Consider the following 15,376-nt stretch of genomic DNA (forward strand, 5'->3'; position numbering starts at 1 on the left):
AAATCTTTGACATTTTTAAGATGCCTTAAAAATGTATTATCTCGTATTAGCATATCTTTCGATATGTTATCCGTGTGTATAGGGCAGGTTACCCACGCGTTACTCACCCGTCCGCCGCTAAGATTAAGAAGCAAGCTTCTTAATCTCCGCTCGACTTGCATGTGTTAGGCACGCCGCCAGCGTTCATCCTGAGCCAGGATCAAACTCTTAAATAAAATTTAAAGTTTGTCAGTACTCAGTAAACTGACTTTTGTTTGTTTATTCCGAAAATCACTGATGTGATTTATTTATAACCTACTGTTTAATTTTCAAAGTTCATGTCGTCCGTTTCTCTCGGACAAGTAATAATATATCACCTTCTAATCAATCCGTCAACACTTTTTCTTAATTTTTTTATTTTTTATATTTTTCCATGTGTATTTTAGTTGAATAAAGAAAAAATATAAATAAGTATTTGTATAAAAATTAAGGAGGTTAAATTATGTCTCAAAAAAACCCAGAGGACAAAATAGATGAAACTTATGATAGTAAAGACCCCAAAACACCTGTTAGACCTTTAACTAATACGGTTATGCCTCTTAAAATGAAAAAAGATTCAGAATATGATTTAGATTATATGGATCCTTTAAGAGCTGTAGAATACCAACCTTTTATTCCATCTCACAACAAATTATCTGATAAAGAAATAGATAAAAAAACAAGATAGCCTAAAGGCCAATGTCATTAAGTTAAGACATCGCCAAAGGCAGTTATCAAAGAACAGAGTATGAAAATTATACCCTGTTCTTTTTTTATTCAAAAATTTTGCTCAATATGATGAATTTTATGGCGGAATCCTTGAAAATATAAAATCAAGGAGGTTCGTACATGAACAAATATGCAGATTTAATTAAAGGAAATTTAGATACATTGCTATCAGAAATGGATACATATTCTTATCTCTTTTGTAAAAACCCAGAAAAGGATTTTACAAGAAAAAGAAAACTCGATTTTAAAGAAATGTTACGCATTTTACTATCCATGGGCGGAAATAGTCTAAAACTTGAGCTTATGGAATATTTTTCATATGACGCAGACACAGCAACTTCAGCAGCTTTTGTTCAGCAACGAGAAAAACTTTTACCAGAAGCATTTCAGTTTCTATTTCATCAATTTACTAAAGTATCTCTTTCGCCTCGCACCCATCAAGGTTACCGTTTATTAGCTGTTGATGGTTCTGATTTATGCATCGCACATAATCCTAATGATTTAGAAAACTATTTTCCTAATGGCCCAAAATCAAAGGGTTTTAATCTCTTACACTTGAATGCTATGTATGATTTATGTAGCAGAGTATATGTTGACGCACTTGTTCAACCAGGAAGGAAATTAAATGAAAGACAAGCTTTAATTGATATGATTAAGCGTTGTGACAGTAAAGAAAAGACTATTGTTATAGCGGATCGTGGATATGAAAACTATAATGTTTTTGAAAATATCGAAAAGAAAGGTTGGAACTATGTTATACGCATAAAAGATATAAGTAGTAATGGGATTTCATCCGCACTTGTTATTCCTTATGAAGAAAGTTTTGATAAAGAATACAACCTTTTAATGACACGAAGACAAACAAAAGAAATCAAGGCTCATCCTGAGAAATATAAATTCATGCCAAATAATCAAAAATTTGATTATCTTCCAGTTGATGATCAAGGGACTTATCCTGTGAATTTTAGAATCGTTCGATTTCCTATATCAGAGAATCAGTTTGAAGTACTGATTACAAATTTAAGTAAAGAAGAATTTCCTATAGAAAAATTAAAAGAATTATATCACATGCGTTGGGGCATTGAAACTTCGTTTAGAGAATTAAAATATGCTATTGGTCTAACGAATTTTCACGCTAAAAAAGTGGCGTATATCACCCAAGAAATATTTGCAAGACTCACTATGTACAATTTCTGTGAAATCATCACTATGCATGTAATCCTACACCAAAAAGATAGAAAACATGCCTATCAAGTGAATTTCACTATGGCCATAGCAATATGTATGCAACATTTCAAATGCAAAGGTAATATACCACCACCCAATGTTGAAGCTCTTATTCAAAAAAATATTTTACCTGTACGAAATGGAAGAAAAGACCCTCGCAAAGTCAGAACCAAATCGTTAGTAAGCTTCTTATATAGAGTATCCTAAATACTAGAAAATATAAATCTTTTTTAGACAGAAAATCGCTCTGTCTAATTGTCATGTTTAAAAAGCTATTTTATAAAAAAATGAGGCAATTGAAAGTTATATCCTTTCAATTACCTGTATTCTTTCACATCACTATTTGATTAACTTAATGACATTGGCCTAAAGGCTATCTTGTTTTCATAATTCTCATACTATTTAAAACAGCTATTAAGGCAACACCCACATCTGCAAATACAGCTTGCCACATATTAGCTATTCCAAATGTTCCTAATAATAATACTATTAACTTAACTCCAAGAGCAAATATTATATTCTGAATCACTATAACTCTTGTTTTTTTAGCTATTTGTATACTTCTTACTAATTTTGATGGCTCATCTGTCATCAATACAATATCAGCAGCTTCTATAGCTGCATCTGAACCAAGACCTCCCATGGCAACTCCTATATCTGCCATTGCAAGAACAGGCGCATCATTTATTCCATCACCAACAAATATAACCTTTGAATTAGATTTTATTCTATTCTTTATCATCTCAAGCTTTTCTACCTTTTGATGTGGAAGAAGTTGTGAATGAACTTCATCTATATCTAATTCATTCTTAACTTTATTAGCAACTGAAGCGTTATCTCCCGTAAGCATTATAATATTATTAATGCCAATATTTTTAAGATCCTTTATACTTTGCTTTGAATCACTTTTTATCTCATCAGATATAAGTATATATCCTCTATACTTACTGTCTATAGAAATATATATTATAGTTCCTATCTCATTTATCTCAGTACAATCTATATTTTCCTTATTCATAAATTTATAATTACCTACTAATACATTTTTGCCTTCTATATTAGCCTTTATTCCATAGCCAAATATTTCTTCGTAATCATTTATAACATTTTCATCTATCTTATTATCATAAGCATCTACTATAGATACAGCTATAGGATGATTAGAGTAGGATTCTGCATAAGCTGCATACTTGAGTAAGTCATCATTTGAAATATCTAAAGCCTTTATATCTGTAACCTTAAATATTCCTTTACTCAAGGTTCCAGTCTTATCAAATACAACAGTATCTACATTATTTAACGCCTCTAAATAATTGCTACCCTTTATAAGTATTCCATTTTTAGAAGCAGCACCTATACCTCCAAAAAAACTTAAAGGTATAGATATAACAAGTGCGCACGGACACGAAATTACTAAAAATATTAACGCTCTATAGAACCAATCTGAAAATACAGCATCCTTTATAATAATAGGTGGTACGATTGCTATGAATGCAGATAAAAATACAACCGCAGGAGTATAATACTTGGCAAACTTAGTTATAAAATTTTCAGTCTTTGCTTTTTTGCTAGTTGCATTTTGAACCAAGTCGAGTATCTTAGATACAGTTGACTCTGAGAACACCTTACTTACCTTAATTTCAAGAACGCCATTTTTGTTTATAAATCCTGAAAGTACATTATCTCCTACTTCTACATCTCTTGGAAGAGACTCCCCCGTCAAGTTAGAAGTATCTATAGCAGATTTTCCACTTACTATTATCCCGTCTAATGGTACCTTTTCTCCAGGTTTAACTATAATAATATCATCCACATTCACTATTTCAGGTGAAACCTTCTTAAGTTTGCCATCTTCTTTTATATTTGCAAACTCAGGTTGAATTTTAAGTAACTCTTTTATAGACTTTCTAGAGTTATTAACTGCTTTTGATTGAAAAAACTCACCTATTTGGTAAAACAACATAACTCCTGCAGCCTCTGGAAACTCCTTAATCCCAAATGCTCCAATAGTAGCTATACACATTAAAAAGTTCTCATCAAAAATTTGTCCTCTAAGTATATTTCTAAATGCCTTTAATAAAACATCTCCACCTATTAATATATATGCTATAAAGAATATAGAGAATTCTATAATATTTGAAAATTTACCTATAATCCCAATCCCAAAGAATAAAGCCCCTATACCCATTTTAATTAATTCTTTCTTATCAAAATCTTCTTCATGTTCATGCGAACTATCTTCACCCTCACTTATAACCTTTACATGTGGTTCTTTCTTAACTACTATCTCTTCAATCTCTTTAGAGACTTTTTCTAAATCAAACTTATTTTCAACAAGAACTGTTAATCTAGTAGAAACAAAGTCTAAGTTAGAATCCTTTACTTTATCTAGCTTAGATACATCTTTTTCTATCTCACCTGCACAATGAGCACAATCTAGATTTTTAAGAATAAACACTTTTTTATAGTAGTTATTCTTTTCTTTTACCTCAACATGAGGTTCAAGCCTTTTAACTATACTCTTAGTAGCATCTATAGCTTCATCTGCCTTACCCGAATCTCCTACCTCTATTGAAAGAGTTTTCGTAATAAAATTTAAAACAGCAGAATTTATATAAGATAATTTATTAACCTCTTCTTCTATCTTAGTTGCACAATGAGCACAATCAAGCCCTTCTAATATAACTTCTTTTTTCACTATAATCCCCCCTCTAATCTTTTCATTCTTTTATTTATGCTTTATATGAGCAAGACCAATATCAAATATATCTTTAACATGATCGTCATCAAGAGAATAATAAGCAACCTTACCCTCTTTTCTAAACTTCACAAGTCTTGCATTCTTTAAAACCCTTAACTGATGAGATATAGCAGATTGAGTCATTCCTAAAAGTGTTGCTATATCACACACGCACATCTCCGACATAAACAATGCGTATATTATCTTTATTCTAGTTGTATCTCCAAATACCTTAAAAAGTTCAGCAACATCATATAAAATTTCTTCCTCAGGCATTTTGTTTCTGGCATTTTCAATAATATCCTCATGTATTACATTGCAGGTACACGTCTGTATTTCTTTTTCTTTATTCATAATGTCCTCCTTTTATATATGAATAGTTGTTCATATGTTTATGTATTCATTATATTCTTTTGTACAGTTTTTTGCAATAAAAAACCTCAGATTTTTTTAATCTAAGGTTTTTATATTTTTAAAAGTGAATTTTTTATTCAGTTTTAAATTTACTAACTTCATCCTTTAATTTATCAGATAAGTCCTTAAGTTCTTCCGAACTTTTAACCATATTTTCTACAATAGCCAATGTCTGCTGTGTACTAGCCGAAACCTCTTCTGTAGAGGCACATGTTTCCTGTGCTAATTCAGATATGCTATTTATAGACAGAACAATATCTTCTTTATTATCTGTCATCTCTTTATTTAAATTTTTAACATTAGTTATATCATTTGATATATTTAATATAGCATGTGATATTTTATCAAATATATCTCTAGTCTCTATTACAGACTCTTGTTGATATTCCAAAGTCTGTGATACATTTTCTATGCTTTTAACAGATATATTAGATTTCTCTTGTATTTTTGTTATTAACTCTCCTATTTTATAAGAAGCTTGAGTTGTTCCATCTGATAACTTTCTTATTTCATCTGCAACTACTGCAAACCCTTTACCAGCTTCACCCGCTCTTGCAGCTTCAATAGAAGCATTCAGTGCTAATAAATTTGTTTGATTAGCAATTGCATTTATAGCTGCTATTATATTGCTTATTTCTTTTGAACTTTCTTCCATGTCTTTTATAGCTAAATCTAACTCCTTACTATTATCAATAGTCTGTCTCGTTTTATCTGTAAGATCTTTTACAATTTCTATTCCAGATTCATTTAGACATACAGTTTCTTCAAATCTTTGATTTATATTACTTATTTGATTTGATATTGATGTTATGCTATTTGATAAATCATTTGCCTTTTGACTTCCTTCCTCTGTATCCTTTGCCTGTTGGTTATTGCTGTTTGCTATTTCTTCAATAGCACAAGCTACTTGATTTGTACTATTCTCAGTTATACAAGACATTTCCTCTATATCATTAGATGTTTTATATACCATTTCAGAAGAAAGTTTTATTTCATTTAGAAGTTGTTTTAAACTCATAAGCATCTCATTAAAACAAATTCCTATATGACCAAATTCATCATCAGTATTAATATTTATCTCTTGGCTAAAATCCCCAGAACTAGCTCTTAGAATTGCATTTTCTAATTTCTTTAACGGTTTCGTTACCATATTACTTATTATATTACCTAAAATTAAAGCTACTATGACAGAAATTAAAAGTAGTACCATCGATGTATTTTTAATATTATTGATTTCTTCTTTTATTTCGTCTTTAGAAAAATTGATACCTATTATCCAATCAGTTCTTTCATTTTTCATAGAATGTACAAAATTATCTTTAGTAAGCACACTTCCTATTTTTGAAAGTAATAATTTTTTATCTTCATCACTTAAATCCTTACCTATTGTTTTCTCATCATTGTTTACTATAAATTTTCTGTCTTTACTTACCATGAATATATGACCGGTTTTACCCAATGTTTTGTTGCCATATTTCTGAGCAAAGCCTTCTAAATCTACATCTATACCCACAACTCCCATTATTTCTCCATTTGAGTCTTTTAGAGCTTTACACATTGTGAAATTAAGCTTATTAGTGTTTGCATCTATATAAGGGTCTGTATATATTGTTCTATCACTATTTTCAACAGCTTCTTTATACCAACCTCTTGAAGTTGGGTCATATGATGGATTATCAGACATAGCATTTCCTGAATCAGCAAACATCCTTTTATTTTTAGTCCCTATGTATGTAGACAAAAACTTATCATTACTTTTGGTAATATCATCTAAAATCTCTTTCGTCACATACTCTATATCCTCTTTACCGTCTAAGCTTCCCTCTATAATACCATCTTCTACTTTTACTAAATCTATAAAATTTTGATTATTAGATATAATATCAAGAGTATTTTCAATTCCTATAAAAAACTCATCTAAATTCCCATTTATCTCTTGTGTGATTTCGTCTGAGCTTTTTATTAATCTTTCTTTAACAACTTTATTAGCTTTATTATACGATAAGATTGATGAAGCTATTAAAGGTATTAATATAGCTGCAATTATTATCGGGAATAATACAGACTTAATAGATTTTCTTTTGTTTGTTCTTTTCATTATTTCATCTCCTTTTGTATCAAATGCCGTATAGAAATTTTTTCTAATTACAATTATATACTATTTTGGTGTGTTTTGATGTATTTTATTATATATTTTTTTCGTTTTTATACATACTAAAAAAAGACATTCATCGAAAGATTACCTAATTAACGTCATTTCAATGAATACCTTTTTCAGTTGAATACTATAATAAATTTTTATCCTACGCGCTTTTCTTCCTTATTTATCAATATAGTAGAGAAATAAGATATTTTATCTGTATCTAAATCTTCTAAATTAGTATAAACTTGTTCTTCATTTAAAGATGAATTGCTAACAAGAATAGCATGATTTATCAAATTGTTCTTTTTAATTTTTTCTATTATACTTTTAAAGTTTTTATATACCTTCATAAGAACTATAGAACTGTAATTTTCAAGTGCATAATCAATTCTAGCTTCATCTGTAGTACAAGGAACTACTATTAAAGGCTCTCTATCCATAACTAATGGAAAATTTTGGTTTGATGCTATATTTGAAAAAGACGAGATTCCAGGTACAGTCTCAACAGCTACCTTATCTTTTACTCTTTCTAATAAGTATACATACGTACTATATATCATAGGATCTCCAAGAGTTACAAAACCTACATTTTTACCATCTTTAACATCATTTTCTATATCAATAGCTATTTCATCCCATGCTTTAGTTTTTTCTAAATTATCAAAATTCATCGGAAAATGTCTTTGTTTTATTTCAAGATCTTCTTTTAAATAATCTTGAACTATAGATAAAGCTAAACTCTTACCTTCCTTTTTAGGTTCTGGAGTATATAATATATCTAACTCCTTCAAAGTATTTACAGCTTTAATCGTAAGCAATTCACTATCTCCTGGTCCTGTTCCTATTCCATAAAACTTGCTCATTTTTAATTCCTCCCCTTACTTGAGTTCTTTATAACTTACATAAATACCAATAAAAAAAAATGCTAAAAAATATATTAATAAGATTAATACTGACAAGTAATTAACCGTATCAGTTAACGCAATAGATCTTAAACTTTGAGTTACATGAGTTAGCGGTAATACCATTATAACCTTTTCTGCTAAAATAGGCATTTTATCTAGAGAAAAAAATGTTCCACATAAAAATGACATAGGAGTTATAACAAAAGTTGTAAATCTATTCATATCATAATGATTATCTATTACCATAGCAGCCACATATCCAAAAGCTGAAAATAACATACTATTCAAAATACATACCAATAAAAACATACAACTCACGTTTATATGTACTCCAAACAAATAAGAAACTATAAGTATTAAAAAACTAGCATATAAACCCCTAAGTGCTCCTGCTATTATGTACCCTAGTGTTAAAAGATACATTCTAACAGGTGAAGTCATATAATACTCAAAACTTCTCTCATGTAATTTTGCAACTGTAATTCTTATCGCTACAGCATTAAAACTTGTATTCATAGTAGATAAAGCTATTATCCCAGGTATTATAAAGTATATATAGGTGTGCCCATCTACTATAACTCCATCGCCAAGACCCCATCCAAATGCTATCAAATACAAAAGTGGACTCATAACTGCTCCTGCAGTTATTCTAAATGCTTTTCTTTTAAAAAAAATAAATTCTCTCCATAAAATAGTTGCAATTTCCATTCAAATTACCTTCCTATTTGTGAAATTATAAAATACATCTTCAAGACTCAAGTCTCTAAGTATGAAGCTTTTTTTAATATCAGTTGAGAATTTATTAGCATCATCTATACTTTTAAAATATCTATATTTTGTAACCTTATTTTCATCAAAATATTCTATTGTATATTTTCCAAGACTATTTTTAAGATTATCACTTGTATCCTTGTAAAATATTTTTCCTTTATCCATAAGAGCTATTTCATCACAAAGACTTTCAGCTTCTTCTATATAGTGAGTTGTCAGTATTATAGTCTTACCCATATCCTTCATTAACTTTAGTATATCCCATATCTTCCTTCTAGAGTTCAAATCTACTCCTACAGTTGGTTCATCTAAAAAAAGTATCTCTGGATCATGTATTAAAGCTTTTGCTATCATAAGCTTTCTCTGCATTCCACCAGATAGTTTTTTTGACATTCTGTTTTCAACTTTTTTGAGTTCCATATGATTTAGTAAACTTTCTATTTGATTTTCCCTTTTATTCCCTTTGATATTAAACAGTTTAGCGGACAATACTAAATTTTCCTTCACTGTCAAATCTTTGTCCAAATTCATATACTGAGGAACTATTCCTATTTGTCTTTTTAAAAATACATTCTTTCTGTCCATTTTTTGATCCATTATATATATTTCTCCACTAATAGGCTTTAAAAGTCCTATAAGCATATTTATCAGCGTAGTTTTGCCAGCACCGTTAGGTCCTAATAATCCAAAAAAGCTTCCATTTCTTATATTTAGATTCAAATCATCAACAGCACAAAAATCACCATATTTCTTTGTTACATTTTCAATTCTTATAATTTCATTCATAATAACATCACCTTCTAAACTAATAGACCTTAATAAATCTAAGGATTTTACTAACGCTTATCCTGTAACATAATGATTAGGCTTAAATTTATTGTTCTTAAGCTCCATAATCTTATCATCTATATTTTTAGTTTTTTCTTTTATATTATCTATTTTCATATGAAAATCCTCTAACAAAATGTTAGATTTATTGTCATTTTCCATTAATATAGTTAGTTTGTTTATATAATCATCAGACTTATCAAATGATTAAGTATATAAAGATGCAACAGTAATTCGTGATTTTTCTTGAGTTATATCTTATCATCCTGTAAATATTAGTATTACTATCAAACAGATAAATAATAAAAATATTTTTTGTTATATTTTACCATATATTCTCTTTACGCATAAAAATCACCAGTTTTTACTGATGATTTTTATAATTTATTATACTTCTATAGTTTCTTATTTCATAGCTTCTTTTGCATGGTTTACATACATATCTTGTACTTTTTTATTTTCTCCTAAACCATGTAAATAAGTTTCAACTACAAATCCTTCTTTCTTTAATATGCTCTTCCAAGAATCTTCTTCATCTCCTGCCATATCATTATTAGCATGGTCCCCTGCAACAAGCATTAGTGGCATTAATATAACTTTTTCTATGTTATTTTTCTTTAATTTCTTTATTACACTATCGATTTCTGGATACCCTTCTACTGTTCCAACATATGCATTAACTCCCATATCTTCTAACATATAATCTAAGCATGCATAAGTAGAATTAGAATAATGATGAGTTCCATGACCCATAAATACTACAACTTCATTGTGTTTTGGTTCCTCTATTTGAGTTTTTAAAGCTTCTACTAAATCTTTATAGTCTTGTATACTAGTAAGTAAAGGTGTACCCATCTTTATTTTATCAAAAATTCCTTCATACTGAGATACAACTTTAGCTAAATCATCATATTCAAATCCATTCATAACATGAAGAGGTTGAACTATAACCTCGCTGAATCCGTCTTGTTTTAATTTTTCTAGAGCTTGAGATGGATTATCAACTTCTATATTATCTCTTTCTTTAAGTTTTTTAATAATCATATTTGATGTAAAAGCTCTTCTCATTTCATAATTAGGAAATGCCTTATCTATCTTTTGTTCAGTAGCTTCTATCGTAACCTTACGAGTATCTGCATAGCTAGTGCCAAAACTCATAACTAAAACTGCCTTTTTATTTGGGTCCTTTTTAATTTTCATTTTTATCTGCTCCCTACTATTATTATAATTTTAAGCTTTTATTAGAAATCGTTTATCCTCTATTTGGTTTATCTGTATCTCAAATGTATCTTCTATGAAATCAATAGTTCTTTATACCTTTTTTACAAAAAAAAACTCCTATAGGAGTTTTTTTGATATGTATAATTACAGGATATAATCCACCTGTTATCATAATGCTCATCTCCCTCCGAAATAGCTTTTAAAATTATAGGTAGGTCTCCTGACTTACAGTTCATCCTACTCCCTCACCTTCCCAGTCTTAGCCAGTGGTTATAGAGGTTTCGTTACTGCTTACAGTAGCGGGGGCTGTGTCAGATTTTCACTAATCTTCCCTTTTAATTTTTAATAAAACCCATAATTCTCCATATTAAATTTTTGATGTTTACATGCATATTTTATATTAATATATAACAAAAAGAAAGTATTTTTTTTATACATTTTACTACTTCATTTACCAATTAACGACATATTGATTATATCTTAGTTTTTTCAATACATATACTAAATTAAATTTTAATTTTCAAAATAATTCCTTCTATTATTAATGTTTTGTATAATTGTTTTTTTACTAATCTAATAATTTTTCTAAATTTGGGCTAATTTTTTTAAATTCCTTCAATGTATATAGTACTTTAAAGGAATAATTTTGCATTTCATTTGATAAATAATTTATTATACTCTCTACCTCATCTTTATTTTTTCCATGAATCATCGTATATAAATTATACTCCCAACTCGAGGATACTTGTCTTTCATATACATGACTTATACTCGTTACGTTCTTAATCATATCTATAAAATATTTTATTTTATCTTGTTCTATCTTCCAAACGACCATAGCATTGCTATCATAACCACTTTTTTGATGAACCATTATAGGTGATATGCGTTTTAAATATCCTTTTTCTTTTAATTTTTTCAACCTATTTATCAATTCATCCTCTGATATATTAAATATCTTTGCCATATCTTTGTATAGTGTTTTAGTTAGTTCTATATCTTTAGATAGATAAATTATAATATCTCTGTCTATTTTGTCTATCAAGTTAAATCACCCTTTATTATCAAAATCAAGATATACCTTAACCTTATGTTTATTTACACAACTAAGGCTTATAATATCTTCACATTTTATTCTTTCTTTTATTTCCTTAAGTATATTTTCAAGTTCTTCTGCTGATGAAGCCATTAAAGTAAACCATATATTATAATCATCCTTTCTTTGATAATTATGGGTTACTCCACTATATTCATTTATGATTTTTGATGTATTTTCTACATCTTTTGATTTTACAGCTACAAGTGTACTTTTTATCCCTAAACTTTGGCTATCAAATATACCTCCAAATCGTCTTATATAACCTTTTTGTTTTAATTTATTTATTCTTTTAATAATTTCATCCTCTGTTATATCTAGTTTAATAGCTATATCTTTAAAAGGATTCTTTTCAATAGGTATCCCATCTTGTACTTCATTTAATATCAATTTATCTATACTATCCATCTATTCGCTCCTTTAAGCAAAATACATCTTCATTCATATAATTACCACTTGAACTGAATGCCCTAGCTCTACATCCACCACATATATTTATATTCTCACAATTACCACAGTTTCCATTATACTCTTTGTAATCTCTGAGTTTATTGAATATCTCTGCATTTTCCCATATATAATCAAAAGATGCTTCTCTAACACTTCCCACTTTAATAGGTAGATATGGACATATATGAACATCTCCATTAGGAAGTATACAACAATACTTAATTCCAGCTATACACCCTCTAGAAAACCTCATATTCATCTTCTTATTCTTAGCCTCTACCATAAACTGAGGTGCACAAGTTGGTTTAAGCTCTATATGAGTTTCCCTTTGTTTGTCCAGTATCTTATTTATAATGTCTTTATATTCTTTTTTATTAAGACCATATTCTCCTATTTCTTTACCTCTACCCACTTCTACAAGAAAGAACGGATGATGAGAATGTCCTCCAAGCGAAGATATATAATCCGTAATCTGAGTTATTTCTTCGTAGTTTGATTTTGTTACAGTAGTATTTATTTGAACTTTGAGTCCTGCTTCTATACATGCTTTGATTCCATCTATAGTCTTACCAAAACTTCCTTTAACTTGTCTAAATTCATCATGTTTTTCTATATCTAAGCTATCAAGACTTATAGCTACAGCCCTAACTTTAGATTTTTTTAATTTTCTAGCAATATTTTCATCTATCAATGTTCCGTTAGTTCCTATCCCACTTATAAGTCCAAGTGAGCTTGCATATTCTGTAAGCTCATATATATCATCTCTTAAAAGAGGCTCTCCTCCACTGAATATTAATATCTTAAACCCAGCTTTATGTATACCTCTTATAAGTTTTTTGCCTTCCTCTGTTGACAATTCGTCATTTGAAGCAAGATTAGGGCCTGCATCTCTGTAGCAATGCTTACAATATAAATTGCAATTTTTAGTCATATTCCACGATATAATCATTTTTTCCACTCCTAATCTCATCATCTGTAAGGTAACAGCTAGGGTCCTCAGCCCATATATCATTGTAATATCCATATGCTCTAGCTCTTAAATTTCCGTTACATATATCAAGCCATTTGCATATTTTGCATCTTCCTTTTACCTTATCTTTTTTATTTCTTATTTCATTTAACAGTCCTTCTCTATTTTCATTCCATATATTTGAGAATGAATGTTGCTTTATATTACCAAGTAAGTGATTTTTAGAAAATTGATCTACATATACATTCCCTTTATAATCTATATTTGATATAGCAATTCCTGATCTATTTCCTCCATTTCTACTTAATAAATCTAGTATTCTACTTTTTTGATTTTCATCATTTTCTTTTAAATACATATATATACCATCTGCAAAGTTTGCAACTGTAAGAATTTCTTTATCTATATCATTTTCTATATTATTTTTAACATAATTATATAAATTATCTAATACCTCTCTAGTTTGTTCATGTGTCAACATATCATTTATTATATCTTGTCCTCTTCCACTTGGAACTAAATGATAAAAGCATATTCTAGGTATATCTATTTCATCTACTAATTTAAGTATATCTTTTACTTCTTTATAATTTTTCTTTTGTATAGTAAATCTAAGACCTACCTTTTGGTCTACTTCTTTACAGTTATTTATAGCCTTTATTATAGACTCATACGCTCCACTTACACCTCTGAATATATCATTAGTTTTTGAAGTCCCATCTAAGCTAATTCCGACATACCCTATTCCTAGATTTTTTAATTTTTTAGCTACATCCTTAGTTATAAGACTTCCATTAGTTGAAAGACTCACATTTATTCCTTTAGATTTTATATACTCTATTATTTCAAATATATTTTCTCTCATTAAAGGTTCTCCACCAGATAATAAAATTACGGGAACATTTATTGTAGCTAAATCGTCTACTACATTCTTTATCTGTTCAAATGTAAGCTCTTCTTTATCCTTTGTGGATGTAGCACTCGAATAACAATGCTTACATTTGAAATTACATACATTAGTTATATTCCATACTACAACTGGACCCATACCTTTTCTAACTCCAACTTTAGCTTCTGAGCAATCCTTTGAATACCTTATACTATCTTTTTCTATATCATTTTTACTTAATAATTTACTTAAATCTATCATGCATAATCTCCTTTTATTCAAAATTGCTAGACTATTTAATGATACCACAAAATAGATTGTTTCTAACAATTAATGATTAGTTTATTTAAATGAGTTCTAACAGACTATGCGATTAAAAACTTTATTAATCTCATCTCTTCAAGTAGACACATAATATTTTATTATAAGCATTAGCTTTATCGGTGTATTCACATACTAAAAAAGATGGTTATTTAAATGTTAGTGAATCTTTTAAATAGATTTCAATAAAACTTATGTTGTATCGTTTAAATATACGTTAAAAAACTTCTTATGTCTGAGCCTAAGCGAGTTTAAGAAGTTTTAGTATATTTAATAAGATAGAACATGTAGTTTTATAAATCTATTTAATGCATTCGCGGTATTTAAATAACCATCTTTTCGATTAACCACTATACAAAAAATAAAAAATTCGTCTACTCGCTACGCGGTGACTCATGTCGCCAACGATCCCTAACGGTCTCCGTTGCTTAAAAATAGTTGCAAGTATAGTTTTTCAACAAATATTATCCATAGATTCAAAATCATATAGTTTCGTATACAATAAAAAAAGATTACGTGGCTACGTCCTACTCTCCCAGGAGGCTGCCCTCCAAGTACCATCGGCGCTAAGGAGCTTAACTTCTGTGTTCGGAATGGGAACAGGTGTATCCTCCTTGCTATAATAACCACATAATCTTTATTTTGTTGTAAATC

General features: G+C 29.0%; 13 protein-coding genes, 2 rRNA genes and 1 riboswitch. Of the genes, 2 read left to right on the plus strand and 13 right to left on the minus strand.

Annotation, left to right across the window (positions count from 1 at the left end):
• A 16S ribosomal RNA gene (locus Tmeso_RS15220) occupies positions 1-215 on the minus strand; the annotation flags it as partial.
• 266 nt (positions 216-481) lie between these two features.
• On the opposite strand from Tmeso_RS15220, the gene Tmeso_RS15225 reads away from it, so the two are divergent.
• Together Tmeso_RS15225 and Tmeso_RS15230 are read left to right on the plus strand one after the other, a co-directional pair.
• Positions 482-706 carry a hypothetical protein gene (locus Tmeso_RS15225; protein WP_099192740.1) on the plus strand — a complete coding sequence of 75 codons (225 nt, stop codon included), beginning with the start codon at positions 482-484 and terminating at the stop codon, positions 704-706.
• Positions 707-867: 161 nt separating this feature from the next.
• Positions 868-2,181 (plus strand): IS4 family transposase, encoded by a 1,314-nt coding sequence (locus Tmeso_RS15230; RefSeq protein ID WP_099192742.1) that lies wholly within the window; start codon positions 868-870, stop codon positions 2,179-2,181.
• A gap of 166 nt (positions 2,182-2,347) precedes the next feature.
• Here the strand turns inward: Tmeso_RS15230 and Tmeso_RS15235 are convergent, their stop codons facing one another.
• The 12 genes from Tmeso_RS15235 to rrf all read right to left on the minus strand — a co-directional run bounded on the left by Tmeso_RS15235 (position 2,348) and on the right by rrf (position 15,353).
• Positions 2,348-4,672 carry a heavy metal translocating P-type ATPase gene (locus Tmeso_RS15235; RefSeq protein WP_242967955.1) on the minus strand — a complete coding sequence of 775 codons (2,325 nt, stop codon included), beginning with the start codon at positions 4,670-4,672 and terminating at the stop codon, positions 2,348-2,350.
• Between the two features lie 30 nt (positions 4,673-4,702).
• Positions 4,703-5,068: an ArsR/SmtB family transcription factor gene (locus tag Tmeso_RS15240; protein ID WP_099192747.1), complete on the minus strand. Its 366-nt coding sequence runs from the start codon at positions 5,066-5,068 to the stop codon at positions 4,703-4,705.
• Between the two features lie 133 nt (positions 5,069-5,201).
• Positions 5,202-7,226 (minus strand): methyl-accepting chemotaxis protein, encoded by a 2,025-nt coding sequence (locus tag Tmeso_RS15245; protein WP_099192749.1) that lies wholly within the window; start codon positions 7,224-7,226, stop codon positions 5,202-5,204.
• A gap of 200 nt (positions 7,227-7,426) precedes the next feature.
• The gene (locus Tmeso_RS15250; protein WP_099192750.1) at positions 7,427-8,134 is read right to left on the minus strand and encodes a cobalt-factor II C(20)-methyltransferase; all 708 of its coding nucleotides are present in this window, start codon (positions 8,132-8,134) and stop codon (positions 7,427-7,429) included.
• Positions 8,135-8,149: 15 nt separating this feature from the next.
• A complete protein-coding gene (locus tag Tmeso_RS15255) occupies positions 8,150-8,884 on the minus strand; it encodes an ABC transporter permease (protein ID WP_099192751.1) in 735 nt (244 codons plus the stop codon).
• Complete coding sequence (locus Tmeso_RS15260; RefSeq protein ID WP_099192753.1) at positions 8,885-9,733, minus strand: ABC transporter ATP-binding protein; 849 nt, start codon at positions 9,731-9,733, stop codon at positions 8,885-8,887.
• Between the two features lie 447 nt (positions 9,734-10,180).
• On the minus strand, positions 10,181-10,975 hold the full coding sequence (locus Tmeso_RS15265) for a sirohydrochlorin cobaltochelatase (protein ID WP_099192754.1): 795 nt from the start codon (positions 10,973-10,975) through the stop codon (positions 10,181-10,183).
• A 214-nt stretch (positions 10,976-11,189) separates the two neighbouring features.
• A riboswitch (cobalamin riboswitch) is annotated at positions 11,190-11,367 on the minus strand.
• Positions 11,368-11,564: 197 nt separating this feature from the next.
• A complete protein-coding gene (gene ahbB / locus Tmeso_RS15270) occupies positions 11,565-12,041 on the minus strand; it encodes a siroheme decarboxylase subunit beta (protein ID WP_099192756.1) in 477 nt (158 codons plus the stop codon).
• 6 nt (positions 12,042-12,047) lie between these two features.
• Complete coding sequence (gene ahbA / locus Tmeso_RS15275) at positions 12,048-12,500, minus strand: siroheme decarboxylase subunit alpha (protein ID WP_099192757.1); 453 nt, start codon at positions 12,498-12,500, stop codon at positions 12,048-12,050.
• Positions 12,493-13,491: a radical SAM/SPASM domain-containing protein gene (locus Tmeso_RS15280; protein WP_099192759.1), complete on the minus strand. Its 999-nt coding sequence runs from the start codon at positions 13,489-13,491 to the stop codon at positions 12,493-12,495. Before Tmeso_RS15280 ends, ahbA begins: the two co-directional genes overlap by 8 nt.
• Positions 13,466-14,662 carry a radical SAM/SPASM domain-containing protein gene (locus tag Tmeso_RS15285; protein WP_099192761.1) on the minus strand — a complete coding sequence of 399 codons (1,197 nt, stop codon included), beginning with the start codon at positions 14,660-14,662 and terminating at the stop codon, positions 13,466-13,468. The genes Tmeso_RS15280 and Tmeso_RS15285 overlap by 26 nt, the downstream gene beginning before the upstream one ends.
• Positions 14,663-15,236: 574 nt before the next feature.
• Positions 15,237-15,353: ribosomal RNA gene (rrf, locus tag Tmeso_RS15290) — 5S ribosomal RNA — on the minus strand.
• Positions 15,354-15,376: the final 23 nt, after the last annotated feature.

Source organism: Tepidibacter mesophilus (assembly GCF_002724055.1).
Taxonomy (GTDB): Bacteria; Bacillota; Clostridia; order Peptostreptococcales; family Peptostreptococcaceae; genus Tepidibacter_A; species Tepidibacter_A mesophilus.